24 protein-coding genes are annotated in these 24,344 nt (G+C 55.1%); 17 read left to right on the plus strand and 7 right to left on the minus strand.

The genetic code is table 11. The features are described from left to right. The first annotated feature begins 47 nt into the window (after positions 1–47). Entirely contained in the window at positions 48–596 is a 549-nt protein-coding gene (gene rimL, locus HV242_RS10680) for a 50S ribosomal protein L7/L12-serine acetyltransferase (protein WP_050736773.1), read from the plus strand. On the opposite strand, the gene ydcK is transcribed toward rimL, so the two are convergent. Further along, on the minus strand, positions 591–1,571 hold the full coding sequence (gene ydcK, locus HV242_RS10685) for a YdcK family protein (RefSeq protein ID WP_025204226.1): 981 nt from the start codon (positions 1,569–1,571) through the stop codon (positions 591–593). The genes rimL and ydcK overlap by 6 nt on opposite strands. Before the next feature lie 122 nt (positions 1,572–1,693). Here ydcK and tehA point away from each other — a divergent pair, with 122 nt between their 5' ends. After that, entirely contained in the window at positions 1,694–2,695 is a 1,002-nt protein-coding gene (gene tehA / locus HV242_RS10690; protein ID WP_050736774.1) for a dicarboxylate transporter/tellurite-resistance protein TehA, read from the plus strand. Then, on the plus strand, positions 2,695–3,288 hold the full coding sequence (tehB, locus tag HV242_RS10695) for a tellurite resistance methyltransferase TehB (RefSeq protein ID WP_050736775.1): 594 nt from the start codon (positions 2,695–2,697) through the stop codon (positions 3,286–3,288). The genes tehA and tehB overlap by 1 nt, the downstream gene beginning before the upstream one ends. Here tehB and pepT read toward each other — a convergent pair. Further along, positions 3,285–4,514: a peptidase T gene (pepT, locus tag HV242_RS10700; protein WP_050736776.1), complete on the minus strand. Its 1,230-nt coding sequence runs from the start codon at positions 4,512–4,514 to the stop codon at positions 3,285–3,287. The two genes, tehB and pepT, sit on opposite strands and share 4 nt — an antisense overlap. Positions 4,515–4,625: 111 nt before the next feature. Between pepT and HV242_RS10705 the strand changes: the two genes are divergently transcribed. Further along, positions 4,626–6,221, plus strand: a complete 1,596-nt coding sequence (locus HV242_RS10705; protein WP_050736777.1) for an ABC transporter substrate-binding protein — start codon at positions 4,626–4,628, stop codon at positions 6,219–6,221. Positions 6,222–6,356: 135 nt separating this feature from the next. After that, on the plus strand, positions 6,357–7,031 hold the full coding sequence (locus HV242_RS10710) for a DUF3313 domain-containing protein (RefSeq protein WP_020884175.1): 675 nt from the start codon (positions 6,357–6,359) through the stop codon (positions 7,029–7,031). A 32-nt stretch (positions 7,032–7,063) separates the two neighbouring features. On the opposite strand, the gene HV242_RS10715 is transcribed toward HV242_RS10710, so the two are convergent. Then, entirely contained in the window at positions 7,064–7,960 is an 897-nt protein-coding gene (locus HV242_RS10715) for a DMT family transporter (protein ID WP_025204221.1), read from the minus strand. 173 nt (positions 7,961–8,133) lie between these two features. Here HV242_RS10715 and HV242_RS10720 point away from each other — a divergent pair, with 173 nt between their 5' ends. Then, complete coding sequence (locus tag HV242_RS10720; RefSeq protein WP_014170024.1) at positions 8,134–9,006, plus strand: helix-turn-helix domain-containing protein; 873 nt, start codon at positions 8,134–8,136, stop codon at positions 9,004–9,006. On the opposite strand, the gene HV242_RS10725 is transcribed toward HV242_RS10720, so the two are convergent. Beyond that, positions 8,986–10,152, minus strand: coding sequence for a benzoate/H(+) symporter BenE family transporter (locus HV242_RS10725; RefSeq protein ID WP_050736778.1), 1,167 nt, complete (start codon positions 10,150–10,152; stop codon positions 8,986–8,988). The two genes, HV242_RS10720 and HV242_RS10725, sit on opposite strands and share 21 nt — an antisense overlap. A 92-nt stretch (positions 10,153–10,244) precedes the next feature. Here HV242_RS10725 and HV242_RS10730 point away from each other — a divergent pair, with 92 nt between their 5' ends. Together HV242_RS10730 and HV242_RS10735 are read left to right on the plus strand one after the other, a co-directional pair. Next, the gene (locus HV242_RS10730; protein ID WP_014170026.1) at positions 10,245–10,772 is read left to right on the plus strand and encodes a helix-turn-helix domain-containing protein; all 528 of its coding nucleotides are present in this window, start codon (positions 10,245–10,247) and stop codon (positions 10,770–10,772) included. Between the two features lie 80 nt (positions 10,773–10,852). Beyond that, positions 10,853–12,817: a peptidase U32 family protein gene (locus HV242_RS10735; protein ID WP_014170027.1), complete on the plus strand. Its 1,965-nt coding sequence runs from the start codon at positions 10,853–10,855 to the stop codon at positions 12,815–12,817. On the opposite strand, the gene HV242_RS10740 is transcribed toward HV242_RS10735, so the two are convergent. Continuing rightward, positions 12,818–13,048: a DUF2554 family protein gene (locus HV242_RS10740; RefSeq protein ID WP_025204219.1), complete on the minus strand. Its 231-nt coding sequence runs from the start codon at positions 13,046–13,048 to the stop codon at positions 12,818–12,820. A gap of 242 nt (positions 13,049–13,290) precedes the next feature. Here HV242_RS10740 and HV242_RS10745 point away from each other — a divergent pair, with 242 nt between their 5' ends. Next, a complete protein-coding gene (locus HV242_RS10745; protein ID WP_020884170.1) occupies positions 13,291–13,653 on the plus strand; it encodes a hypothetical protein in 363 nt (120 codons plus the stop codon). Positions 13,654–13,811: 158 nt separating this feature from the next. On the opposite strand, the gene ftrA is transcribed toward HV242_RS10745, so the two are convergent. Next, positions 13,812–14,813, minus strand: coding sequence for a transcriptional regulator FtrA (gene ftrA / locus HV242_RS10750; protein ID WP_050736780.1), 1,002 nt, complete (start codon positions 14,811–14,813; stop codon positions 13,812–13,814). A gap of 73 nt (positions 14,814–14,886) precedes the next feature. Here ftrA and HV242_RS10755 point away from each other — a divergent pair, with 73 nt between their 5' ends. The 8 genes from HV242_RS10755 to zinT all read left to right on the plus strand — a co-directional run bounded on the left by HV242_RS10755 (position 14,887) and on the right by zinT (position 22,903). Further along, positions 14,887–15,300: a rhodanese-like domain-containing protein gene (locus HV242_RS10755; RefSeq protein WP_025204217.1), complete on the plus strand. Its 414-nt coding sequence runs from the start codon at positions 14,887–14,889 to the stop codon at positions 15,298–15,300. Positions 15,301–15,456: 156 nt separating this feature from the next. Then, the gene (locus tag HV242_RS10760) at positions 15,457–16,560 is read left to right on the plus strand and encodes a cobalamin-independent methionine synthase II family protein (protein ID WP_040017460.1); all 1,104 of its coding nucleotides are present in this window, start codon (positions 15,457–15,459) and stop codon (positions 16,558–16,560) included. Between the two features lie 203 nt (positions 16,561–16,763). Then, positions 16,764–18,035: an urea ABC transporter substrate-binding protein gene (urtA, locus tag HV242_RS10765; protein ID WP_050736781.1), complete on the plus strand. Its 1,272-nt coding sequence runs from the start codon at positions 16,764–16,766 to the stop codon at positions 18,033–18,035. Between the two features lie 24 nt (positions 18,036–18,059). Continuing rightward, entirely contained in the window at positions 18,060–19,634 is a 1,575-nt protein-coding gene (urtB, locus tag HV242_RS10770) for an urea ABC transporter permease subunit UrtB (protein ID WP_050736782.1), read from the plus strand. Beyond that, positions 19,634–20,707 carry an urea ABC transporter permease subunit UrtC gene (gene urtC / locus HV242_RS10775; RefSeq protein ID WP_050736783.1) on the plus strand — a complete coding sequence of 358 codons (1,074 nt, stop codon included), beginning with the start codon at positions 19,634–19,636 and terminating at the stop codon, positions 20,705–20,707. Before urtB ends, urtC begins: the two co-directional genes overlap by 1 nt. Further along, complete coding sequence (gene urtD / locus HV242_RS10780; RefSeq protein ID WP_014170037.1) at positions 20,707–21,504, plus strand: urea ABC transporter ATP-binding protein UrtD; 798 nt, start codon at positions 20,707–20,709, stop codon at positions 21,502–21,504. Before urtC ends, urtD begins: the two co-directional genes overlap by 1 nt. A 9-nt stretch (positions 21,505–21,513) precedes the next feature. Next, positions 21,514–22,212 carry an urea ABC transporter ATP-binding subunit UrtE gene (urtE, locus tag HV242_RS10785; protein ID WP_050736784.1) on the plus strand — a complete coding sequence of 233 codons (699 nt, stop codon included), beginning with the start codon at positions 21,514–21,516 and terminating at the stop codon, positions 22,210–22,212. A gap of 52 nt (positions 22,213–22,264) precedes the next feature. Then, positions 22,265–22,903 (plus strand): metal-binding protein ZinT, encoded by a 639-nt coding sequence (zinT, locus tag HV242_RS10790; protein ID WP_044866926.1) that lies wholly within the window; start codon positions 22,265–22,267, stop codon positions 22,901–22,903. A 48-nt stretch (positions 22,904–22,951) separates the two neighbouring features. Here the strand turns inward: zinT and ydeE are convergent, their stop codons facing one another. After that, a complete protein-coding gene (gene ydeE, locus HV242_RS10795; RefSeq protein WP_025204210.1) occupies positions 22,952–24,145 on the minus strand; it encodes an efflux MFS transporter YdeE in 1,194 nt (397 codons plus the stop codon). Positions 24,146–24,344: the final 199 nt, after the last annotated feature.

Raw genomic sequence — 24,344 nt, forward strand, 5'->3', positions numbered from 1 at the left:
CCATTTATTCCCTCTCCCCGGCGGGGAGAGGGTGACGGGAAGGGACCATGACCGCCACTGAATCTGAAATAATCCAGGTGACTGACCATCTCGAGCTTCGCGCCGTCGAAGAGCGCTATACCGCCGATTTGCACAACATGGTCATCAGAAACAAAGCCTGGCTGCAAACCGCCTTTGACTGGGCGCAGCATGTGGGCACCGAAGATGACACCCGTCGTAATGTGCTGAGTAATCAGATGCTGCACCAGCGCGGCTACGCCAAAATGTTTCTGATTTTCAAGGATGAGGACCTGGTCGGCGTGCTGTCGTTTAATGCGATTGAACCCGCCAACAAAGCCGGATACATCGGTTACTGGCTGGATGAGGCGCATCAGGGACAGGGCATTCTGTCGCAGGCGCTGCAGGCGTTTATGCGCTATTACGCCGAGCGAGGCGAGATCCGCCGTTTTGTCATTAAGTGTCGGGTGGCGAATAAACCCAGCAACAACGTTGCCCTGCGCAACGGTTTTACGCTGGAGGGGTGCCTGCGGGAAGCAGAGTTCCTGAATGGCCGTTTTGACGATGTGAATCTCTACGGCAAAATTTACCCGCTATAACGCTCCCAACAGAGGCGTACGGGTGATGCGCTGGTCGCCGTTAATCACCTTTTCTCCGCGCAGATGGATGTTCTCACCGGCAAAAGCCTCAATCACCGCATCGTCGGTGATTTCAACCCGATGCTCAATAAGCACATCGCCGCTGATGCGCGCCCGTCCCTGGATCACGACCTTATCGTCAAGCAGGATAGGGCCGCCGCGCAGCCAGGCCTGACCGCCAATCAGGACGTGGTGTTTAATGACACAATTTCCTTCCACCACCGCGTTCTCTGCCACCTGAGAGCTGTAGCGGACGGTAGGGATGGCATCGTCGTCAAAACCGGCAATGACGCGGGCGTTACCGTACACTTTTGCGCAGTCACATACCCAGACGTTATTGAGATCGTTGCCTTCGAGGATGGCGCTGTCGAAAACTTCCGCCCGGTGTTCAACGAAGGCATAATTAACCATTGCTTCGCCGTAGATTTGCGCCTGATGCACAATGCGTGACTGGCTCACCGTCGCCTTGTCATAAATTTTCAGGATCTGCTCATGGTCCGGCGTAAGCCCTTTGGCAGCAATAACCACGCTGTTATGAAGCACCCGCGCCTCGCCGAAAATATGGCATTCGCCGCGCACACAGGATTGCTGTATCGTGACGTTGTCACTTATGCGCGCACCGTGACTGACCTCCGCGCCGTCCAGCCAGCAGTTGTCGCCAATCTGCGCGTCATGACTGACGATGCAAGGCAGGGTAAGGCGCGCGTTGCCGGACACCGTCGCACCGGCAAAGACGACGCTGTTTTCATCGTAGATCCAGCAGTCGCCTTCGTGCGCGAGGGCGCTCTCATCTTCAACCCAACCGCCTTTCGTGCCGCTCACGATGTCGTTAAAATTCGCCGTGGCAATAATCTGTCGTAACGACGTCGTGTGCGTTGTCTCGCCGTTTTTCCATTGCCAGAGGCGGGTGTCCTCGCTGAGCCTGTACTTTTTCATCATGGAGTCTCGGGTAAGCGTCTCCACTAAACGTAGCAAACTTTCGGTGTTTCGTAGTGCTGGCATCCGTCGCGGAAACCCCTTAAAATGGCATTTAAAATACATTTTAAAAATTCAAATTAATGAATAAAAATAACAACGCTCAACAAGTGCTTAACCTGCCCGCGGGTTACTTCGGTATGGTGCTTGGCATCATTGGGATGGGATTCGCCTGGCGATACGCCAGCACGCTCTGGCCCGTAACGCGCTGGCCGGGTGAGAGCCTGGTGGCCCTTGCGATTGTGATTTGGTTTTTGCTGACGGTGGCGTTTATCGCCCGGGCGATCCGTTTCCCGCGAAGTGTGCTGGCCGAGATGCGCCACCCGGTGATGAGCAGTTTTGTCAGCCTTTTTCCCGCCACAACGATGCTGGTCGCCATCGGTTTTGTGCCCTGGCTGCGTCCGGTGTCACTGGTGTTATTTGGCGTCGGGGTGGTGATACAGCTGGCTTATGCTGCCTGGCAAAGCGCCGGATTATGGCGCGGTAACCATCCGCAAGAGGCCACCACGCCGGGGTTATACCTGCCCACGGTGGCAAACAACTTTATCAGCGCCATGGCGTGCGGCGCGCTGGGGTTTAACGATGCCGGGCTGGTGTTTCTCGGGGCGGGCGTTTTTTCCTGGCTCAGCCTTGAGCCGGTGATTTTGCAACGACTTCGTAGCGCCGGGGAGTTGCCTTCCGCGCTGCGAACCTCGCTGGGTATTCAGCTGGCCCCCGCGCTGGTGGCCTGCAGCGCCTGGTTTAGCGTTAATGGCGGTGAGGCGGATACATTTGCCAAAATGCTGTTCGGCTACGGCCTGTTGCAACTGCTGTTTATGTTACGGCTGATGCCATGGTATTTGTCCCAGCCGTTTAACGCCTCGTTCTGGAGCTTCTCGTTTGGCGTGTCGGCCCTGGCCACCACGGGGCTTCATCTTGGGCAGAGCAGTCCGTCGGGCTTTTTCCACGCCATTGCCGTCCCACTGTTTATCTTTACCAATGTCATCATCGGGATGCTGCTGGTACGAACGTTTATCTTGCTGATACAGGGCAAACTTCTGGTGCGCATTGATAAAGCGCTGCTTATGCAATCTGAGGAAAAATAATGGCTGTTGATGAAAATTACTTCACAGAGAAATATGGCTTAACCCGTACGCACTCAGAAGTGCTGTACAGCGCGGGCATTGTGAAATCGGGTAAAACGCTGGATCTGGGCTGTGGTAACGGGCGTAACAGCCTCTATCTGGCAGCCAACGGTTACGACGTGACCGCGTGGGATAAAAATCCCCTGAGTATCGATAATATTGAGCGTATCAAAGCGGAAGAAGGCATCGTAAACCTGCAGACGGCAATCAAAGATCTGAACAACCTGAGCTTTGAGGGCGAATACGATTTTATTCTCTCTACCGTGGTGCTGATGTTCCTGGAAGCGAAAATCATTCCGGGCCTGATCGGCAATATGCAGCGCTGCACCAGACCCGGCGGTTATAACCTGATTGTTGCCGCGATGGACACGGCGGATTACCCGTGCACCGTCGGCTTCCCGTTTGCGTTCAAAAGCGGTGAACTGAGCAACTACTACGAGGGCTGGGCGTTGCTCAAGTACAACGAAGAGGTGGGCGAACTGCACCGCACCGACGAGAACGGTAACCGCATCAAACTGCGTTTTGCCACGCTGCTGGCGCGCAAGCCCGCTTAACGGGCGGCCAGCAGGCAGAGCTGCAGGGCCGTGTTGTATGAGGCCTCGAACGACGACAGCGGCAGAAACTCAAACTTCGAGTGGAAGTTATGCGCGCCGGTGAAGAAGTTTGGCGTGAGCAGGCCTTTTGCCGAGAGCGCTGCGCCGTCAGTACCGCCGCGCATTGGCGTCGGTTTGGGCGTGATCCCAAGGGATTCCATGGCCTCAAACATCAGGTCGATAGCGCGACGATCCTCACCAATCGCATTGCTGATATTGCTGTAGGTATCTTCAATGCGATACTCCACCTTTGCCGTAGGATGCTGTCCGGCAATCAACGCCGCGACATCGGCAATCTGCTGCTTGCGGGCGGCAAACTGTGCTTTATCGAAATCACGGATATTCGCTTTTAAGACGGCCTCGCTTTGCCCCGCCTGAATGCCGTTAAACCAGATATAGCCTTCACGCCCCTCGGTGCATTCCGGGGTTTGCTGGCGGTCAAAATGGCTGATGAAGTCTGTCGCCATCAGCAGTGGGTTAACCAGCACGCCTTTGGCGGACATGGGGTGAGCCGTTACGCCGGTAAAGCGAATTTCTGCCGCCGCGGCGTTGAAGTTCTCGTAAACAATCTCACCCAGCTCACAGCAGTCAATGGTCCAGGCAAAATCAACGTCAAAACGGTTTAGATCCAGCGCCTTCGCGCCACACAGGCCGATCTCCTCATCCGGCACAAACGCGACCACAATGTCGCCATGCTGGTGTTCTGGCGTCAGGTTTTCCAGCAGCGTCATGACCACGGTGACGGCGGCTTTATTATCTGCGCCTAATACGCTGGTCCCGTCGCTGAAAATAATCTCTTCACCCGGGTAAGCCAGAATTTCTGGATGCTCTTTTACGCGTAACCAGATTGATTTCTCTTTATTCAAACAGAGGTCTTCACCCGCAAATTTTAATATTTGTGGATGAATATCCGGTGATAAACCGACATCGACGGTATCAATATGGGTAATAAAACCGATGCGTGGCGCCCCGGCTACATTACCTTTTTTAACCGCAGTAACCGTCGCGTATTCATCAATCACAATATCGTCTAAACCCAGCTGCGCCAGCTCCTGGGCCAGCTCACGCGCCATGTCGTGCTGGCCCGGCGTAGAGGGAAGGGTGTTCACTCTGGGATCGCTCTGGCTGGTGATGGCGAGATAGCGGAAGAAGCGGTGCGTTAATTGTCTGGAGAGTGCCGAGCCCATAGTGATTCCTTCTGTATTTATTTTTCAGGTGTTTGCTACATCACTTTAATGATATTTATGAAATGGCAAAAGAATTAATTAGCCGTCGAATTAAAAAGACAGGAATAAATGATGAAAAGCAAACTCACAATGTTAACGCTGGCACTTGCTGCGCTCACGGTCAGTTCCACCGTCGCGGCAAAAACGCTGGTGTATTGCTCTGAAGGATCGCCGGAAAACTTTAATCCTCAGTTATACACGTCGGGAACCAGCGTGGATGCCAGTGCCGTGCCGGTCTATAACCGGCTGGTCGATTTCAGGGCGGGTACAACGGAACTGGTCCCGAGCCTCGCGGAACGCTGGGAGGTGAGCGAGGACGGCAAGGTTTATACCTTCCATCTGCGTAAAGGGGTGAAATTCCAGAGTAATAAATCGTTCAGGCCGACGCGCGACTTTAACGCCGACGACGTGATTTTCTCGTTTATGCGCCAGAAGGATGTAAACCATCCCTATCACAACGTCTCTAACGGCAGCTATTCCAACTTCGAGAGCCTTGAGTTCGGTAGCCTGATCACGGCCATTGATAAAGTCGATGACCACACCGTGCGCTTTACGCTCGCTCATCCGGAAGCGCCGTTTGTCGCCGATCTGGCGTGGTATTTCGCCTCGATCCTGTCGGCGGAGTATGCCGACGCGATGCTGAAAGCCGGCACGCCGGAAAAGGTGGATATGGACCCGATTGGCACCGGGCCGTTTAAGCTGGCGCAGTACCAGAAAGATTCGCGCATCCTGTTCACTGCGTTTCCGGAGTACTGGCAGGGCAAATCGAAGCTGGATCGACTGGTGTTTAGCATCACGCCCGATGCCTCGGTGCGTTTTGCTAAAATCGAGAAGAACGAATGTCAGGTGATGCCGTTTCCAAACCCGGCGGACCTGCCGCGCATGAAGGCTAACAAAGACATTAATCTGATGAGTAAAGCCGGTCTGAATACCGGTTTTCTGGCCTTCAATACGCAAAAACCTCCGCTGGATAACGTGAAGGTCCGCCAGGCGCTGGCAATGGCCATCAATAAGCCGGCCATTATTGACGCGGTATTCCATGGCACCGGCACGGCGGCGAAAAACCTGCTGCCACCCGGCGTCTGGAGCGCCGACAGCGAACTGAAGGATTACGACTACGATCCTGAAAAAGCGAAAGCGTTGTTGAAGGAGGCTGGTTTTGCAAACGGCATCAGCATCGATTTATGGGCGATGCCGGTTCAGCGTCCCTACAATCCGAACGCAAAACGGATGGCGGAGATGATTCAGGCCGACTGGGCGAAGGTTGGCGTCCAGACCAAAATCGTCACCTATGAATGGGGCGAGTATCTTAAGCGGGTGAAGGGCGGTGAACATCAGGCCGCGCTGATGGGCTGGACGACCGCAACCGGCGACCCGGACAACTTCTTTGGTCCGTTATTTACCTGTACTTCGGCTAACGGTGGATCTAATTCCGCCAAATGGTGCTACAAACCATTTGATAAAATTATCGCTGAAGCGAAATCGATAACCGATCATGATAAACGCGTGGCGCTGTATAAAGAGGCCCAGCAGATGATGCATGACCAGATACCGGCAGTAATGATTGCCCATTCGACGATTTTTGAACCGGTGCGCAAGGAAGTCACGGGCTATGAAATCGATCCGTTTGGCAAGCATTTGTTCTGGCAGGTTGATATTAATCAGTAGTTTTTCTCTGCCCGGCGTTCAGTCGGGCAATCTTTTCGCAATTTGTGCTGCTTACATCATTTTTTGTCACAACAAACCCGCCAGACTTTTGCTATAACTTCAAATGCATACTTGCAGATAACATGGAATACCATCATGCGTACTCACACTTTTTTTAAAGTTGCAGTGCTTTCTGGTCTGTTGGCGTTAGCGGGCTGTTCGTCTAAAGTCGCCGCCCCCGAACAATATTCAGGCTTTTTAAAAGATTATTCTGGATTGCAGCAAACAACGTCCGCAACGGGTAAACCGACGCTGCGTTGGGTCGACCCGTCGTATAACGAGGCAAATTACGACAGTATTTTATGGACGCCAATCACCTATTATCCAGCGCCAAAACCAACGACCCAAATTGGTCAAAAAACGCTTGATGAGCTTCTGGCTTATACCAACACCAAAATGAAAGCGGCAATCAGCCAGCGTAAACCTGTTGTTACAACGCCAGGTAAACACAGCCTGATCTTCCGCGGTGCGATTACCGGTGTGAGTTCACAGAAAGAAGGTCTGCAGTTCTATGAAGTAGTGCCCGTCGCGTTAGTGGTTGCAGGTACGCAGATGGCAACGGGGCACCGCACTATGGATACCCATCTCTTCTTCGAAGGCGAGCTGATTGATTCGGCGACGAATAAGCCGGTCATGAAGGTCGTGCGTAAAGGCGAAGGTAAAGAGCTGGCGAACGAAAATACGCCAATGGGCTTCGCAACGTTAAAACAGGTTGTGGATGACATGGCGACGGATGCCACCATGTTTGATGTTAAGAAAACCGCGAAATAATCAAAACGGCCTGCAGCAATGCAGGCCTTTTTTTATGCCATACGCAAACGTCTGAACCAGGTTTCCGGTTTCGTAAACATCACCATATTCCCGCCCAGAATCAGCAGTAATCCAATGATGCCGTTGAGATGCCACACGTAACCTTCATAGACCGTGGAGATGGACAGCGCCACCAGCGGGAAGAGCAGCGTACTGTATGCCGCTTTGCCCGGGCCAATGCGTCCCACCAGCGTGAAGTAGGCACCAAAAGCGATGACCGAACCAAAAATGGCGAGATAAAGCAGCGCGCCAATGTAACTCACCGTCCATTCGGGGATAAAACTGTCACCCCGGAACAGGGCAATGCAGCCCATAATGGCCGTACCGTAAAACATCGCCCAGGCATTGGTGGTCATGGTCTCCAGCCCTTTTCGCTGGTGGCGCATGCTGATCATATTGCCCAGCGAGAACCCGTAGGTCCCCAGTGCTGAAAGGCCAATCCCCGTCAGCAGGGAGGCACTCCAGCCACTCGCCAGCAGGTCGTCCCAGAAGAGGGTGATGATCCCGATAAGTCCCAGGGCCGCCGCCGTCCAGAAGCGTGCGGGTGGGCGCTGACCGAAGAAAATAAAGCTGTTGATGGCGTTATACAGTACGGCCATCGAGAAAATCACCGACTCCAGCCCGGTATTAATGTGCGCGGCGGCGGTATAAAAACACCAGAAGTTGAAGCAAAAAACGCAGCATCCTTGCAACATGCATAAGAGATGATCCCGCAAGGCCAGCTTACGAAGCCGGCGCAGGGCAATTAAGACGATCATGATCGTGGCGCAGGCCACGGCAAAACGCCAGAAAATTGAGACCGGGGCTGCGACTGGTCCCTGTTGCAGGAAAATGGCAATCCAGGTTGTTCCCCATATCACCACCACCAGTCCATAGAGTAATGCGTTCATTGTTGCTCTCTTCTCACATACTGAAAAGTGCAGTCTGGCGCGAGTGGCATGACATTGCTTTCACCGATTTGCGGTGGACTTGCATATTCTTGCGCTTTTTTGTGGCTGCAGATCTGGCATCGTGGCGCAACACTTCATAGACTGAGAGTCTGATTACTCACCCGTTAATAGCTATGTCTCGCGCTTACGATACCTTTGAAACGCTACGCCAGCAGAACGCCGTGCTGCGGGAAACCGTTGCGCTGAATTCCGGTATTCAACTGGCAGCCTGGTACAACAAGCACGACACGATAACCGTGAAAAGTAATCACCATACCCTCAGCCTGTACGTGGCGGACGGTTATGAGAGCTATCAAAAAACGCCGGGCGGCTGGAAAAACGGCGGCGGCCCGGACCGTTTCTGTCTGATGCCAAAGGAGAGTGAATCGACGTGGGATATTCGCGATGACCTGTCGTTTGTCCATCTCTACTGCACCGATGAGCATCTGCGTGATGTTGGGGAAAAAATCTGGGACAAGCGCCCGCTGTCCCTGACGCTGGATGAAAAGATCTTCGGCAGCGACCCGAAAATTACCGCGCTTTACCGTCAGTTTTTGCTCGGCTGCGACTGGCAGCAAAAAGCTAACCAGCTCACCCTGAGTACCGCGTCTACGCTGTTGATGACCCATCTGTTACAGAATTACTCCAGCGTGCAGTGGAAACTGCCGGTGGTGACCGGCGGGTTGTCGCCGTTTGTGCTGCGTAACGTTCTGGCGTTTATCGAAGAGAACCTTTCCCAGCCGCTAACGCTGGCGGAACTGGCCGAACAGGCCGCGCTGAGCGAGTATCATTTCGCCAGAATGTTCCGTCAGTCCATGGGGCTGGCACCGCATCAGTACGTGATGCAGCGTCGGATGGAGAAAGCAAAAGCGCTGGTGCAGTATACAACCACACCGCTCACGGATATCGCGCTGGCCTGCGGGTTTAACTCCGCCAGCCATTTCAGTAACCGCTTTCGCAGCATGATGGGCATAACGCCCTCGCAGCTACGCGCGGCGAAGGTGTGAAAAGACCGTATAACATACGCCGCCCAACACCAGCCCCCAAAACGCAGAGCCAATACCCAGGATCGTGACGCCGCTGGCGGTCATCAGAAAGGTGACAATTGCCGCGTCGCGCTCCGTTTCATTGTTCAATGCCTGATACAAGCTCCCGCTGATGGTGCCCAGCAGCGCCAGGCCGGCGAGCATCTGGATCCAGCTCAGGGGAAGGGAGGCCATCAGCCCGGAAATGGAACCGCCAAAAATGCCCGCCAGCAGATAAAACCCGCCTGCGGCCACGGCGGCAAGCCAGCGTTTGCTGGCATCCGGGTGCGCATCCGGGCTCTGGCAAATCGCAGCGGTGATCGCGGCGATACAGATGGAAAAGACGCCGAACGGGGATAACACCAGTGCCAGCCCTCCGGTGACGATCATCAGCGGTGATACGGCCAGCGGATAGCCGGAAGCCTGCATCGTGGCGAAGCCCGGCGCATTCTGGGACGCCATGGTGACCAGGAAGAAGGGCACGCCAATGCTTATCAGACTGGTTAACGTAAAGGTTGGCGCGATAAACGTGGGCATCACCACGGAAAGGGTTAACTCTTTTGTGACAACGTCACCTCCCGCCCAGGCCACCATACTGCCCACCAGCAACGTGGCGACAATGGCGTAGCGAGGGGCCAGCGCTTTGGCGAACAGCCATGCCGCCAGCATGCTGCCGCACAGTAAAAAATGTCCCTCAAGATTGCTGAACGCCTGCAGTCCAAACCTGAGCAGCACCCCGGCGAGCATAGCAGCGGCAAGGGAATGCGGGATAAGCTTCATCAGGCGAGCAAACAACCCGGTTACGCCGCACAGCAGAATGAGCGCGTTGGCAAAGATAAAAATCCCGATGGTCTCGGCAAGCGTTACCCCGTGCAGGCTGGTGGCTAACAGCGCCGCGCCGGGTGTAGACCAGGCGGTAAGCACCGGGGCTTTATACCACCAGGAAAGCGCCAGCGTGCTGACCCCCATACCTATCCCCAGGGCCGTCATCCAGCCGGCGATCTGCTGCGCGTTTGCGCCTGCGGCGGCAGCGGCTTGCCAGATAATGGCGGCGGAACTGGCATATCCCACCAGAACGGCGACAAAACCGGCGAGAACGGCAGGAAAGAGTGAGGATGAAGGGCGCATAAAAACTCCGTTGTGCGTTATAACGTCCGCCCTAAGGTAACACTGTGCGTTATAGCGTACAAGTGGTATGATCGGTCGCATCAGGAGGGAACATGGACATCACACAACATCTTGCTTACACACTGAAAACCGAGCGTCAGGCGCGTGGCTGGAGCCTCGCCAGACTGGCGGAAGAGACCGGCGTTTCAAAGGCCATGCTCGGGCAAATCGAGCGCAATGAATCCAGCCCGACGGTATCCACGTTGTGGAAAATCGCCACGGGGCTGAACATCCCTTTTTCTGCCTTCATCACGCCGGCAGCTGACAGGCAGGCGGTATTCGACCCGGAACAGCAGGCGATGGTGGTGAAACCGTTATTCCCGTGGGATGAGACGCTAAAGTTTGACCACTTTTCGATAACCCTCGCTGCCGGCGCCCTGAGCGAATCCACGCCCCACGAGGCTGGCGTGATTGAACACGTGGTGGTGATCAGCGGCGAACTGGAGATGAACATCGATGGCGAGTGGCAGACCATTACTGCCGATTCGGGGGTGCGTTTTGCCGGGGATAAACCGCACGCCTACCGCAACAGCAGCGACCGGCCGGTGCATTTTCACTCCCTGATCCATTATCCCCGCTGAAGCGACGCAAAACTGTTTCGCTGCCGCATACTTCTGACTACAATAGCCGCCATTTTGACCATAACGGATAACGACGAAGTATGCGCCTGCAATCCCATCATCTCGAACTCTTAAGCCCGGCCCGCGACGCCTCCATCGCCCGTGAAGCGATCCTTCATGGTGCTGATGCCGTCTACATTGGTGGGCCTGGCTTTGGTGCCCGTCATAACGCCAGCAACAGCCTGAGCGATATTGCTGAACTGGTGCCGTTCGCCCATCGCTTTGGGGCGAAAGTGTTCGTGACCCTGAACACCATTCTGCATGATGATGAGCTGGAGCCTGCGCAACGTTTAATTACCGATCTCTACCAGACCGGCGTCGATGCCCTGATTGTGCAGGATATGGGCGTGCTGGAGCTGGATATTCCTCCCATTGAACTGCACGCCAGTACCCAGTGCGATATCCGCACGGTAGAGAAGGCGAAGTTTCTTTCTGATGTGGGTTTTTCCCAGATCGTGCTGGCGCGTGAGCTGAACCTGAACCAGATCCGCGATATTCACCAGGCGACCGACGCAACCATTGAATTCTTTATCCACGGCGCGCTGTGCGTCGCCTATTCTGGTCAGTGCAATATTTCCCACGCCCAGACGGGGCGCAGCGCCAACCGCGGCGACTGCTCTCAGGCATGTCGTCTGCCGTATACCCTGAAAGACGATCAGGGCCGCGTTGTGGCGTTCGAAAAACACCTGCTCTCGATGAAAGATAACGATCAGACTGCCAACCTGGGTGCGCTGATTGACGCCGGTGTGCGCTCCTTCAAGATTGAAGGGCGTTATAAAGACATGAGCTACGTGAAGAACATCACCGCTCACTATCGTCAGATGCTGGATGCCATCATTGAAGATCGCGGTGACCTGGCGCGTGCGTCGGCCGGTCGTACCGAGCATTTCTTTATTCCGTCAACGGACAAAACTTTCCACCGCGGCAGCACTGACTACTTTGTGAATGCCCGTAAAGGGGATATCGGTGCGTTTGATTCACCGAAGTTTATTGGTTTACCGGTGGGTGAAGTGCTGAAAGTGGCAAAAGATCACCTCGACGTGGAAGTGACCGAGCCGCTGGCCAACGGCGATGGACTGAACGTGATGATCAAGCGTGAAGTGGTGGGCTTCCGTGCGAATACGGTGGAAAAAACCGGTGAAAATCGCTATCGCGTATGGCCAAACGAGATGCCTGCGGATCTCTACAAAGCGCGCCCTAACGCGGCACTGAACCGTAACCTTGACCATAACTGGCAGCAGGCGCTACTGAAAACCTCGAGCGAACGCCGTATCGCGGTGGACATTGAACTGGGTGGCTGGGAAGAGCAGCTGATCCTGACCATGACCTGTGAAGACGGTATCAGCGTAACGCACACGCTTGATGGTCTGTTCGAGGTGGCAAACAACGCGGAAAAAGCCCTTAACAACCTGAAGGATGGCGTGGCGAAGCTGGGGCAGACCCTTTACTACGCGCGTCATATCGACGTTAACCTGCCGGATGCCCTGTTTGTTCCGAACAGCCTGCTGAATCAGTTCCGCCGCGAGACGGCAGAAATGCTGGATGCCGCCCGCCTGGCTAACTATCCACGCGGCAGCCGCAAGGCCGAAACCGTTCCTGCGCCGGTTTACCCTGACACGCACTTGTCCTTCCTGGCGAACGTCTATAACCACAAAGCGCGTGAATTCTATCACCGTCACGGCGTACAGCTGATTGACGCAGCCTATGAAGCGCATGAAGAGAAGGGCGACGTGCCGGTGATGATCACCAAGCACTGTCTCCGCTTCGCCTTCAACCTCTGCCCGAAACAGGCGAAAGGGAATATTAAAAGCTGGAAGGCCACACCGATGCAGCTGGTGAATGGCGACGAAGTGCTGACCCTGAAATTTGACTGCCGTCCGTGCGAAATGCATGTGATTGGCAAGATGAAAAATCATATTTTCAAAATGCCGTCACCGGGTAGCGTTGTGGCCTCCGTGAGCCCGGACGATTTAATGAAAACCCTGCCTAAGCGTAAGGGTAATTAATTACCGAAAGTGCGTGTCCGGTTTGCGCGATTTCTGCCACAGGTGGTGTTCGCGCAAACCTTCCGCAGACTCTTCTGCAACGCTGCGTAATTCATCGCTATCCGCTTCATGGCGGAGCTGATGCTCCACATTCTTTACCCACACATATTCATGGCCTTTATGTCCTGCCATCAGCTGACCTGAAAATAACCCACACACCAGCAATATCAGCGTTAACCCTTTTCTCATCATTATTTCACCGTTGAATGCCATCGCGGGACTATCATGCCAATAATTTCTTCGGGAAATTATTCAAAAATTCAAATTAGCGCAAAGAGAGTGTCAAATTCTGTGCGGCGACAGCTGTGATGAGACTTTTCCTAAAATTAGCATCAAGTTTGTTAACCGCCAATTCTGGTACGTAATTAGCCACTAGCTTTAAGGATAAATCCTATATAATGGTTAAACTCTGGCTAAGGAATGGGTCTTGTTAAATGAAAAAAATGATAGCGCTTGCGCTGCTGGTGGTTGCTGTTGGGGCGGGTGCAGGTATTTACTCTATTAGTAATGACGAACCAGAATATATTCAGTCCGCGAAAGCGCGTGTTGGGTCATATTTAACCAGCGATTACGGACGCGTGGCCTGTAATAGCACCAAAATTGATGACCAGCGCTGGCAATTAGGCTGCACCAATCAGGCAAGAGGTAAAACATTCGAGTTCGCGGTTTATCCGTCTGAAAAAGCACCGTATGGTGTGTCGCGTTCGTTTTATCTGGAAGCCATCAATGATGATGCAAAACAGAGCGCGGAGCAGGGTCTGATGCGTTATTTGCAAATCAATACCAAAGCGGGTTAATCAGGCTGTTTACCTTTCATTGAGACTATGGATGTTAGTTTGTAAGAGATCCGCTGCCCGGCCATGGAGTGTCGGGACGTAGAGACCAAAATACAAATCTATCCATGCAAGCATTTACCGCCATATTATGGCGGTTTTTTTTGTCTGCAATCCGGCCACTAGCGGGCAGGACGCGAATAGTGTTTGCGATACTGGGCCGGGGAAAGGGCGAACTGCTGCCGAAAATGGTGACGCAGGGTCGATGCCTGACCGAATCCGGTCTGCTCCGCGATGCTGTCGATACTTAAGCGACTGCTTTCCAGATAATCCTTTGCCCTCAGCAGGCGCTCATTGAGCAACCAGCGCGCGGGCGTGGTGCCGGTCGCATCCTGAAAGCGGCGCAGAAAGGTGCGTTGACTCATGCCGACCCGACGCGCCAGTGAATCAACGCTGTGCGATACGGCAAGATGGGTATGCAGAAAATCAAACAGCTGACCGAGACGCTGACTTTCGCGCAGTTGCGCCACCGGGCGGCTTAGCTGCTGCGGCTGTGAGCCATCCCGGTGCGGGGGAATGACCAGACGACGCGCTACGGTGTTGGCAATTTCCATCCCATAATCCCGCCGGACTACGTGCAGGCATAAATCGATGCCTGCCGCGCTGCCCGCCGAGGTGAGAATGTCGCCGTCGTCCTGATAAAGTACATCTTCAACCACCTCGATGGCCGGGTAATGGGCCTTAAGCGCCTCAATATAGCGCCAGTGCGTTGTGGCTTTACGCCCATCCAGCAGCCCGGCAGCGGCAAGAACAAACACGCCGGAACAGATCGACAAAAGCTGGCATCCCCGCGCATTGGCCTTACGTAATGCCGCGCAGAGCGCGGGTGGAACCGGTGAATCCAGTCCTCGCCAGCCGGGCACGACGATCAGGTCGGCTGTCTCAAGCAGGGTTAAATCGCCGTCGGTGATGAGGCGAATCCCCCCGGTCGCCCGAAGTTCACCGCTGTCTACGCCCGCCACGGCAAAACGATACCATTCGTCTCCCAGCTCCGGACGCGGCAGACCAAAGATTTCCACAGCCACGCCAAACTCAAAGGTACACAAACCGTCATACGCCAGCACAATGACCTGAGGGCGGGAAATCTGTCTTAAGTTTGTCATCTTTTTGCTGTTTTCTGGCATAAACGAGCGCATTCACGGGCTGAATTTGTGGATAGAGTAGTGTTAACACAAACGCCAAAGATGAGGAAGGATCATGAGTTATGTTACTGAATTTCCGGCTGCTGAACCGCAGGAAGCCGTTACCCATTTTCTGCGCCGCCTGAGCGTCGAGACCGATTGCGCCGATGTGCATCATGCCATCACGAATCACGAGCAGGATTTCGTCCTGCTGCACGTCGTCGGAAGCCCGCAGCAGTTCGCCCGCCGTCACGTTCCCGGTGCACTACATATGCCGTGGCGTCAGATCACCGCCGAACGCATGGCCCAGTGGCCTGACGGCACGCTGTTTGTGGTCTATTGCGCCGGGCCTCACTGCAACGGTGCGGACAGAGCCGCGCTAAAGCTGGCGCGTCTGGGGCTGCCGGTGAAAATTATGCTCGGCGGGATCACCGGCTGGGAAGATGAAAAGTTTGAGTTTGCGAGCCAGGAATCGCTCTCCGCACTGTGAAGATGAATTTTTTTCAACACCCGTGAAATTTTCTCGTTTGCCGGCTGGCGGCAGGTATGACATCTTTTTTGGACATTTAGACATCCAGAAGTCTAAAAATTCAAATAATGAATTATCACTGCAGGCAATTATTGTCGGCAGATAAAGGAGATTTCCATGCAACGACACCATGCCCCATACCGCGCCGATGTAGTCGGCAGCTTTTTACGTCCGGATGCCATCAAACAGGCTCGCCTGAAATTCGCCAGCGGCGAAATTGATGCCGGGCAGCTTCGTGCGGTTGAGGATGAGGCGATCCGCCATGTTGTCGAGCAGCAGTGCGCCTGTGGCTTGCATGTGGTGACCGACGGTGAATTTCGTCGTGCCTGGTGGCACTTTGATTTCTTCGACGGTCTGCAGGGTGTTGAGCGTTACGATTCTCAGCAGGGTATTCAGTTCAACGGTGTTCAGACTAAAGCCCACGGCGTGCGCGTGACCGGCAAGCTGGGCTTTGGCGATCACCCGATGCTGGCGGATTTCCGCTACCTGAAAAGCATTAGCGGCAATGCTCAGCCGAAGATGACCATTCCCAGCCCGAGCGTGCTGCATTTCCGCGGTGGGCGCAAAGACATTGATGCAACGGTCTACCCGGATCTGAAGGACTATTTTGACGATCTGGCGACCACCTGGCGGGACGCGATCCGGGCGTTTTACGACGCGGGCTGCCGTTATCTGCAGCTGGATGACACCGTCTGGGCCTATCTCTGTTCGGACGATCAACGTCGTCAGATCCGCGAGCGTGGTGACGATGCCGACGAGCTGGCGCGTATATATGCCCGCGTTCTGAATAAGGCACTGGAGGGCAAGCCGGACGATCTCACCATCGGGCTGCATGTCTGTCGCGGAAACTTCCGTTCAACCTGGATTTCCGAAGGGGGCTATGAGCCGGTGGCTGAAGTGCTGTTCGGGACGGTCAACGTGGATGCCTTTTTCCTTGAGTACGACAATGACCGGAGCGGTGATTTTGCGCCACTGCGTTTTGTTCGCCCGGGCAAGCAGCAGGTGGTGCTCGGTCTTATCACCACTAAAAATGGCGAGCTGGAGAACCCTGAAGGGGTGAAGGCGCGTCTGGAGGAGGCGGCGAAATACGTGGCTAAAGAGCAGATTTGCCTGAGCCCGCAGTGCGGATTTGCCTCTACCGAAGAGGGCAACAGCCTGAGCGAAACCCAGCAGTGGGACAAAGTCCGTCTGGTGACGCAGATCGCCAGCGAAGTCTGGTAAACCTTCCGCCACAGCGCTGCATTATAAAAGTGCAGCGCTGTACCATTCTGAGTCGTTCTTTTTACATCCTTCATTACTTCTCCTGTCATAGCGCTTTATCCATCCTGGCATCCTTTTTGCTCTCTCTAAGCTGACGTTTTTATTTTCTGCGTCCACGCCGTAACGGACGCCTTTGCACAGCTTTCTTTTTCAGGAGTGAAAATATGCACCGTCGTACCTTATTAAAAGCCTTCGCATTGTCCGCGTCTGTCGTAGCTATGGGGATGAGTTTTGGCGCTCAGGCGGCCGATACCATCAAGGTGGGGATCATGCATTCCCTTTCCGGCACGATGGCGATTTCCGAAACGCCGCTTAAAGATGTTGCGCTGATGACCATCGATGAGATCAACGCCAAAGGGGGCGTGCTGGGTAAGAAGCTGGAACCGGTAGTGGTTGACCCGGCCTCGAACTGGCCGCTGTTTGCCGAAAAAGCGCGCCAGCTGTTGAGCCAGGACAAAGTGGCGGTGGTGTTTGGTTGCTGGACGTCGGTGTCGCGTAAATCGGTGCTGCCGGTGTTTGAGGAGCTGAACGGACTGCTGTTCTACCCGGTGCAGTATGAGGGTGAAGAGATGTCACCTAACGTCTTCTATACCGGTGCCGCGCCAAACCAGCAGGCAATCCCGGCGGTGGAGTACCTGATGAGTGAAGACGGAGGCAGCGCGAAACGCTTCTTCCTGTTAGGCACCGACTACGTTTATCCCCGCACCACGAACAAAATCTTGCGTGCTTTCCTGCATTCGAAAGGGGTGGAAGATAAAGACATTGAAGAGGTATACACCCCGTTTGGTCACAGCGATTACCAGACTATCGTTTCCAGTATCAAAAAATTCTCTGCCGGAGGGAAAACCGCGGTGGTTTCCACCATCAACGGCGACTCCAACGTTCCGTTCTATAAAGAGCTGGCTAACCAGGGCCTGAAAGCTACCGATGTTCCGGTTGTGGCCTTCTCCGTGGGAGAAGAGGAGCTGCGCGGGATCGACACCAAACCGCTGGTGGGCAACCTGGCGGCGTGGAACTACTTTGAGTCCGTTGATAACCCGACCAACCAGGCGTTTGTGGCGGATTACAAAGCGTATGCCAGGGCACACAAATTGCCGAACGCCGACACCGTGGTCACCAACGACCCGATGGAAGCCACCTACGTCGGGATCCACATGTGGGCGCAGGCGGTTGAAAAAGCAGGTACCACCGACGTCGATAAAGTTCGGGCGGCAATGGACGGTCAGTCCTTCAAGGCACCTTCAGGCTTTACGCTCACCATGGATGCCACCAACCACCATCTGCATAAGCCGGTCATGATTGGCGAAATTGAAGGTAACGGCCAGTTTAATGTGGTCTGGCAGACGGAACAGCCGGTGCGCGCCCAGCCGTGGAGTCCCTTCATTGCCGGTAATGACAAAAAGCCCGATCAGCCGATGAAAACCGCCAGCAACTAAGTTATCACCGCAGGGAGAAAAGTCATGAACGCCATACGCACGATCATCGCTATTGTGTGGCTTACCGGACTGCTGCCAGGGATGGTGCAGGCATCGGATGCCGACCAATTCGTGGCCGCCAGTCGCAGCCAGCAGGCAGAATTGTTGACGCAGTGGGCAACCGCGCCGGAGGCGGCACGGTTGCCGCTGCTCCAGGCGCTGCAGAGTGAAAGTCTCTACACCGACAGCCAGAAACATGCGTTTGCACAACGCCAGGGGGCAATGGTTCCCCTGGGTGAAACAAAAGCCGCAGCAGGCCAAACCAAAGCCGTGCGTCTGACCAACCGGCTGCGCAATCTGGTGGCGACGGCAATGGCAACCCATCAACTCGTGAGTGACAGTGTCACGGAAAGGCGTACGGCAGCCCGTCAACTCCAGCGGGATGCACAGCCTGAAATGCTCGATTTCCTGCAAAAACGGGTGAGCAGCGAAACGGATGATGTGGTCCGTCAGTCGCTGAAGCTGGCGCTGGCGAACCTCCAGCTGGCAAGTCCGCAGGCTGCGGTACGCCTGAACGCTGTGGCGCTGTTAGGGCAATCAGACGATCCGGACGTTCAGTCCCGGCTGATGCCGTATACGCAGGCAGGATCGGAGCCGGATGCCGGCGTGCGTGCTGCCGCTGCCGAAAGTCTGAAACAGATTGAGCATCGCCTGATGTGGGGCGATCTGCTTGGTCAGGCGTTTATGGGGCTCTCGCTGGGGTCGGTACTGTTGCTCGCCGCGCTGGGGCTGGCAATTACCTACGGCCTGCTGGGGGTGATTAACATGGCTCACGGGGAGATGCTGATGCTGGGCGCGTACGCCACCTGGATGGTTCAGCAGGTGATGGCCGGCTTCGCCCCACAGTGGCTGGCGCTCTACCCGATCGTTGCGCTGCCGGTGGCGTTTATTGTGACCGCCAGCATCGGGATGGTGCTTGAGCGTACCGTTATTCGTCATTTGTATGGCCGACCGCTGGAAACGCTGCTGGCGACATGGGGTATCAGCCTGATGATTATTCAGCTGGTACGCATGACGTTTGGCGCCCAGAACCTGGAGGTGGCAAACCCGGCATGGCTGTCCGGTGGCGTGCAGGTGTTTGCCAATCTGACGCTGCCGTGGAACCGCATTGTGGTACTGGGTTTTGTGCTGCTGGTGCTGTTCTTCACGTGGCTCATTCTGAACAAAACCCGTCTTGGACTGAACGTGCGCGCAGTGACGCAAAATCGCAGCATGGCAGCCTGCTGCGGGGTACCGACAGGTCGCGTCGATATGCTGGCCTTTGGGCTTGGCTCGGGGATTGCGGGTCTGGGGGGCGTGGCGTTATCGCAGTTAGGCAACGTTGGGCCAGAACTGGGCCAGGGTTACATCATCGACTCGTTCCTCGTGGTGGTGCTTGGCGGGGTGGGTCAACTGGCAGGTAGCGTGGCCGCGGCGTTTGGGCTGGGGATCTTTAATAAAATTCTCGAACCGCAAATGGGGGCGGTATTGGGCAAGATCCTGATCCTGGTGGCGATTATTCTGTTTATTCAGAAACGTCCGCAGGGGTTATTCGCACTGAAAGGGAGGGTTACTGACTGATGAGCCAGCCGCTTACCTTAACGCTGGCGCGCAAAGCGCCACGCACGACGCAGATAGCCGGTAGCCTGATCGTGGCCTGCCTGCTGGTTTTACCGTTTTTCGCCTTACTGCCCGCGACGCATCCGCTGGCGATCTCGACCTGGATGCTCACGCTCACGGGTAAGATCCTCTGCTATGCCATTGTCGCCGTGGCGCTCGATCTGGTGTGGGGTTATGCCGGAATGCTCTCCCTGGGCCACGGTATCTTCTTCGCGCTGGGCGGCTATGCGATGGGCATGTACCTGATGCGCCAGGCGGCGGGTGACGGGCTGCCCGCGTTTATGTCGTTTCTCTCCTGGAGCGAACTGCCGTGGTTCTGGTGGGGGACGCAGCACTTTGTCTGGGCACTGGTATTAATTGTGATGGTGCCGGGGCTGCTGGCGCTGGTGTTTGGCTGGTTTGCCTTTCGCTCAAAAATCAAAGGGGTCTATTTTTCGATCATGACCCAGGCGCTAACGTACGCGGGGATGTTGCTGTTCTTTCGCAATGAAACCGGCTTTGGCGGGAATAACGGTTTTACCGGTTTTACCACGCTGCTTGGGTTTTCCATTACCGCGACCACCACCCGTATCGCGCTGTTTCTGGCTACCGTGATGCTGTTGCTGATAGCGCTGGGCACAGGCTTCGCGCTGGCGAAAAGTAAGTTCGGTCGCATTCTGACCGCGGTGCGTGATGCCGAAAACCGCCTGACGTTTTGCGGGTACGATCCCCGCGGTTTCAAGCTGCTGGTGTGGACACTTTCAGCCGTACTCTGCGGTCTGGCCGGTGCACTGTATGTGCCGCAGGTGGGCATTATCAACCCGGGTGAAATGTCACCAACCAACTCGATTGAAGCGGCCATCTGGGTTGCGCTGGGGGGGCGCGGCACGCTGGTCGGCCCGGTGATAGGCGCGGCGCTGGTGAACGGTGCGAAGAGCGTCTTTACCGTCGCCCTGCCGGAATACTGGCAGCTGTTTCTGGGGCTGATTTTCATCGCCGTGACGCTGTTTTTACCGCGCGGTGTCTACGGTCTGTTTCGTAAGGGAGAACACTAATGCAGCCAGCCGAAGGATTATTTACCCGCCAGTTACCCGGGGATCGCTATCGCGACCAGACCGATCCGGTACTGCAGCTTGAAGCCATCAACGTGAATTTTGATGGTTTTCAGGCGCTGACGGACCTCTCACTGAACATTGGCGTGGGTGAATTGCGCTGCGTGATTGGCCCAAACGGTGCGGGAAAAACGACGTTAATGGACGTGATTACCGGCAAAACGCGGCCTAAAAGCGGCAGAGCGCTGTACGATCAGTCCATCGACCTGACGGCGCTTGAACCCGCCGAGATCGCCCGCCAGGGCATCGGACGTAAGTTCCAGAAGCCCACGGTCTTTGAAGCGCTCACGGTGTGGGAAAACCTTGAGATTGCGATGAAAACCGACAAATCCGTCTGGGCGAGCCTGCGGGCCAGACTCAACGGCGAGCAGCGGGACCGTATTGACGAGATGCTGCTCTTGCTGCGGCTTGGCGGCGAGCGCAATCGCCGCGCCGGGCTGCTTTCGCACGGGCAAAAGCAGTTTCTGGAGATTGGCATGCTGCTGGTGCAGGACCCGCATCTGCTGTTGCTGGATGAACCGGCGGCCGGAATGACCGACGCGGAGACCGACTATACGGCTGAGCTGTTCAGAACCCTTGCGGGCAAACACTCCCTGATGGTGGTCGAGCACGATATGGGCTTTGTCGAAACCATTGCCGACCACGTGACGGTGCTGCACCAGGGACGCGTGCTGGCGGAGGGGTCACTTCGCCAGGTGCAGGCCAATGAGCAGGTCATAGAAGTCTATCTGGGACGCTAAGGAGCCGTCATGTTACAGGTGAACGAACTGAATCAGTATTACGGCGGCAGTCATATTCTGCGGGGGGTCAGTTTTGAAGCGGCGACCGGTGAAGTGACCTGTCTGCTGGGGCGCAACGGGGTGGGGAAAACCACGCTGCTCAAGTGTCTGATGGGCCTGATCCCGGTAAAAACAGGCGACATTATCTGGCAGGGAAAAAAAATCACCCACAGCAAACCGCACCAGCGCGTGCAGTCGGGTGTGGCCTATGTTCCGCAGGGGCGTGAGATTTTTCCACGCTTAACGGTCGAGGAGAATCTGTTGCTCGGGCTGTCACGCTTCCCCGCCCGCGACGCAAAGCGCGTCCCGGAGGATATCTGGCAGTTGTTCCCGGTGCTTAAAGAGATGAAGCATCGTCGTGGAGGCGATCTCTCCGGCGGTCAGCAGCAACAGCTGGCGATTGGTCGCGCCCTGGCGAGCTGGCCACAGCTGTTAATCCTCGATGAACCCACGGAAGGTATTCAGCCGTCGGTAATCAAAGAGATAGGCCTGGTGATCCGCCAACTGGCGGACAGAGGGGATATGGCAATCCTGCTCGTAGAGCAGTTTTACGATTTCGCCGCTGAACTTGCCGACAGCTATCTGCTGATGTCGCGCGGGACCATCATTCAGCGTGGACGGGGCGATACAATGGAACAAGAGGGCGTTCGCGGACTGGTTGCGATTTGAAATGTTATATTATAACATCCTCATTCTTATAAAACGGAGTGAGGAGTTTGTTTTGGCTGCACATATTGGCAAATTTGCAATGACTCTGGGGGCGCTGCTGGTAAGCGGTCAGCTGTTTGCCCATTCGCATGGTCATCAGATGACTGAAGCGGAACAGAAGGCGGCGAACGGCGTCTTTGAGGATAAAGACGTCAAAGACAGAAAGCTGTCTGACTGGGATGGGACATGGCAATCCGTCTATCCGTTTTTGCTCGATGGCGCGCTGGATCCGGTTTTTAAACAGAAAGCGCAGAAGGATAAAAAATCCTTCGACGAGGTGAAAGCTTACTATCGCACAGGGTATGCGACGGACGTTGAGACTATCGGCATCGAAAACAACGTGATGGAATTCCACAAAGGTAAGGCTATCAGTCGCTGCCAGTATGATTACAGCGGCTATAAGATCCTGACTTATGCATCAGGTAAGAAAGGGGTTCGCTATCTGTTCGAGTGTAAAGATCCGGACAGCAAGGCGCCGAAGTTTGTCCAGTTCAGCGACCATACCATCGCCCCAAAAGCCTCTTCCCATTTCCATATCTTTATGGGCAACACCTCCCACGAGGCGCTGCTAAAAGAGATGGATAACTGGCCGACGTACTACCCGAACGAAATGTACAAACAGCAGGTGGTCGACGAGATGCTGCACCATTAATGGCCTGCCCGATGCCGGGTGGGCGTCATGCCGCCCGGCGTTGAGGACTTAAGCCACTTTCGGCATTTCGCACCACGCCTTCACGCTCATTCCACGCAAAATCATCAGCCAGGCAATCACGATGGCAACCATCATGATCGCAAACAATGACCAGTGCGGCAGGTTGGTAAGGATAATACCGGTGATCATCGGGTTTGCCGCCGCCCCAAGCCAGCCCAGCGCCTGGGCAGAGAAGTAACTCGCTTTCATACCCGGCGGGGCAATATTGTCGATCAGCATATATTCGCCCGGTGCATAGATAATCTCACCCAGCGTAAACACTGCTGCCGCAATGCCCCAGTAGACCAGGTTTTCCCCGGAGAGCATAAAACCGCCCAGACCCAGGACGAAGAAGAGTGTTCCCACCGTCATCAGCGGACGTATATTGGTGGCGGAGATCTTGCGACCGATAACGTATTGCAGGGTGACAACCACCGCAGCATTCACCGGCAGCACCACGGCGACCACGTTTTGCGCAAAGTTGCTGTCGGCATTCGCAGCCAGCACGTACTGCGAAATACAGCTGGCGAATGACCCGCCCACATACGACGCCAGCAGGCCGGAAAGGGTGTACCAGAAGAGCGCGCGGTCTTTAAGCAGTACTGACGGTTGCCACGGCATTTTCTCTTCGGTGGCATCGAGCGCAACGCTTTTTTGCACGAAGAAATGGATAAAACCGAGCGGCAGTGCGGCACAAAAAGCGGCCAGCCAGAACGGAAGCTGCAGGCTGTACATCACCAGTAAGGTGCCCACCGGCGGCCCGATCGTCCAGCCAATGTTCAGGAAGCTATAGTTTAGCGAGAAAACGCGCGCTTTTTGGCTCGAGGTCAGCACATCGGCAAACCAGGCCTTCAGCACCGTTGAAAATACCGAATAGGCGCAGTTAATCAGGGAAAAGAAGAGTACCACCAGCGTGACGTTATCCACCAGCGGGATAGCAACAAACCCGGCAATAAAGGCGACGATAGAAATCAGCATGTAGCGCTTTTTATCAAACTTATCGGCGAGGATGCCAAACCCCATACTGAATACCACACCGACGGTAAGCGCAATGGTCAGGGCATAACCAATATTCTCAACGCTCATATTAAATACACGTGTGAGATAGATGGTCATAAACGGCAGCGTTGCCCCACGACCAATGGTTAATAATAACGACGACGCCAGCAGCGCTGCGGTTGAGCGCCTGAGTGATGGTTTCATATTCCTGCCTGACAATTGCGTTTGTTTTTTTTGAGCCGCAGAGATTCTGGCCGCGCTTGCTCGCCGCCATCCTGCAACGTGTATTATTTTAGGTATATATCAGGAGTATCACGACATAAGGGGCTTGTATAGCGCCTAATTTATCCGTAAGTGCTTCAGTTGACTGCCAGAAATAATGATCTTCTCGTGGCATGTTTTT

Source organism: Enterobacter sp. RHBSTW-00593, assembly GCF_013784105.1.
Taxonomy (GTDB): Bacteria; Pseudomonadota; Gammaproteobacteria; order Enterobacterales; family Enterobacteriaceae; genus Enterobacter; species Enterobacter ludwigii.

Bases quoted from the DNA above. Each gene is read 5' to 3' on its own strand.
- tehB (WP_050736775.1), top strand. From the start codon at position 2,695: ATGGCTGTTGATGAAAATTACTTCACAGAGAAATATGGCTTAACCCGT.
- urtC (WP_050736783.1), top strand. From the start codon at position 19,634: ATGAGCCAGCCGCTTACCTTAACGCTGGCGCGCAAAGCGCCACGCACG.
- HV242_RS10720 (WP_014170024.1), top strand. From the start codon at position 8,134: ATGTCTCGCGCTTACGATACCTTTGAAACGCTACGCCAGCAGAACGCC.
- rimL (WP_050736773.1), top strand. From the start codon at position 48: ATGACCGCCACTGAATCTGAAATAATCCAGGTGACTGACCATCTCGAG.
- HV242_RS10760 (WP_040017460.1), top strand. From the start codon at position 15,457: ATGCAACGACACCATGCCCCATACCGCGCCGATGTAGTCGGCAGCTTT.
- tehA (WP_050736774.1), top strand. From the start codon at position 1,694: ATGAATAAAAATAACAACGCTCAACAAGTGCTTAACCTGCCCGCGGGT.
- ftrA (WP_050736780.1), bottom strand. From the start codon at position 14,813: ATGCCAGAAAACAGCAAAAAGATGACAAACTTAAGACAGATTTCCCGC.
- HV242_RS10735 (WP_014170027.1), top strand. From the start codon at position 10,853: ATGCGCCTGCAATCCCATCATCTCGAACTCTTAAGCCCGGCCCGCGAC.
- urtB (WP_050736782.1), top strand. From the start codon at position 18,060: ATGAACGCCATACGCACGATCATCGCTATTGTGTGGCTTACCGGACTG.
- HV242_RS10740 (WP_025204219.1), bottom strand. From the start codon at position 13,048: ATGATGAGAAAAGGGTTAACGCTGATATTGCTGGTGTGTGGGTTATTT.
- HV242_RS10725 (WP_050736778.1), bottom strand. From the start codon at position 10,152: ATGCGCCCTTCATCCTCACTCTTTCCTGCCGTTCTCGCCGGTTTTGTC.
- ydcK (WP_025204226.1), bottom strand. From the start codon at position 1,571: ATGAAAAAGTACAGGCTCAGCGAGGACACCCGCCTCTGGCAATGGAAA.
- HV242_RS10710 (WP_020884175.1), top strand. From the start codon at position 6,357: ATGCGTACTCACACTTTTTTTAAAGTTGCAGTGCTTTCTGGTCTGTTG.
- HV242_RS10745 (WP_020884170.1), top strand. From the start codon at position 13,291: ATGAAAAAAATGATAGCGCTTGCGCTGCTGGTGGTTGCTGTTGGGGCG.
- urtE (WP_050736784.1), top strand. From the start codon at position 21,514: ATGTTACAGGTGAACGAACTGAATCAGTATTACGGCGGCAGTCATATT.
- HV242_RS10730 (WP_014170026.1), top strand. From the start codon at position 10,245: ATGGACATCACACAACATCTTGCTTACACACTGAAAACCGAGCGTCAG.
- urtD (WP_014170037.1), top strand. From the start codon at position 20,707: ATGCAGCCAGCCGAAGGATTATTTACCCGCCAGTTACCCGGGGATCGC.
- ydeE (WP_025204210.1), bottom strand. From the start codon at position 24,145: ATGAAACCATCACTCAGGCGCTCAACCGCAGCGCTGCTGGCGTCGTCG.
- HV242_RS10755 (WP_025204217.1), top strand. From the start codon at position 14,887: ATGAGTTATGTTACTGAATTTCCGGCTGCTGAACCGCAGGAAGCCGTT.
- pepT (WP_050736776.1), bottom strand. From the start codon at position 4,514: ATGGGCTCGGCACTCTCCAGACAATTAACGCACCGCTTCTTCCGCTAT.
- urtA (WP_050736781.1), top strand. From the start codon at position 16,764: ATGCACCGTCGTACCTTATTAAAAGCCTTCGCATTGTCCGCGTCTGTC.
- HV242_RS10705 (WP_050736777.1), top strand. From the start codon at position 4,626: ATGAAAAGCAAACTCACAATGTTAACGCTGGCACTTGCTGCGCTCACG.
- HV242_RS10715 (WP_025204221.1), bottom strand. From the start codon at position 7,960: ATGAACGCATTACTCTATGGACTGGTGGTGGTGATATGGGGAACAACC.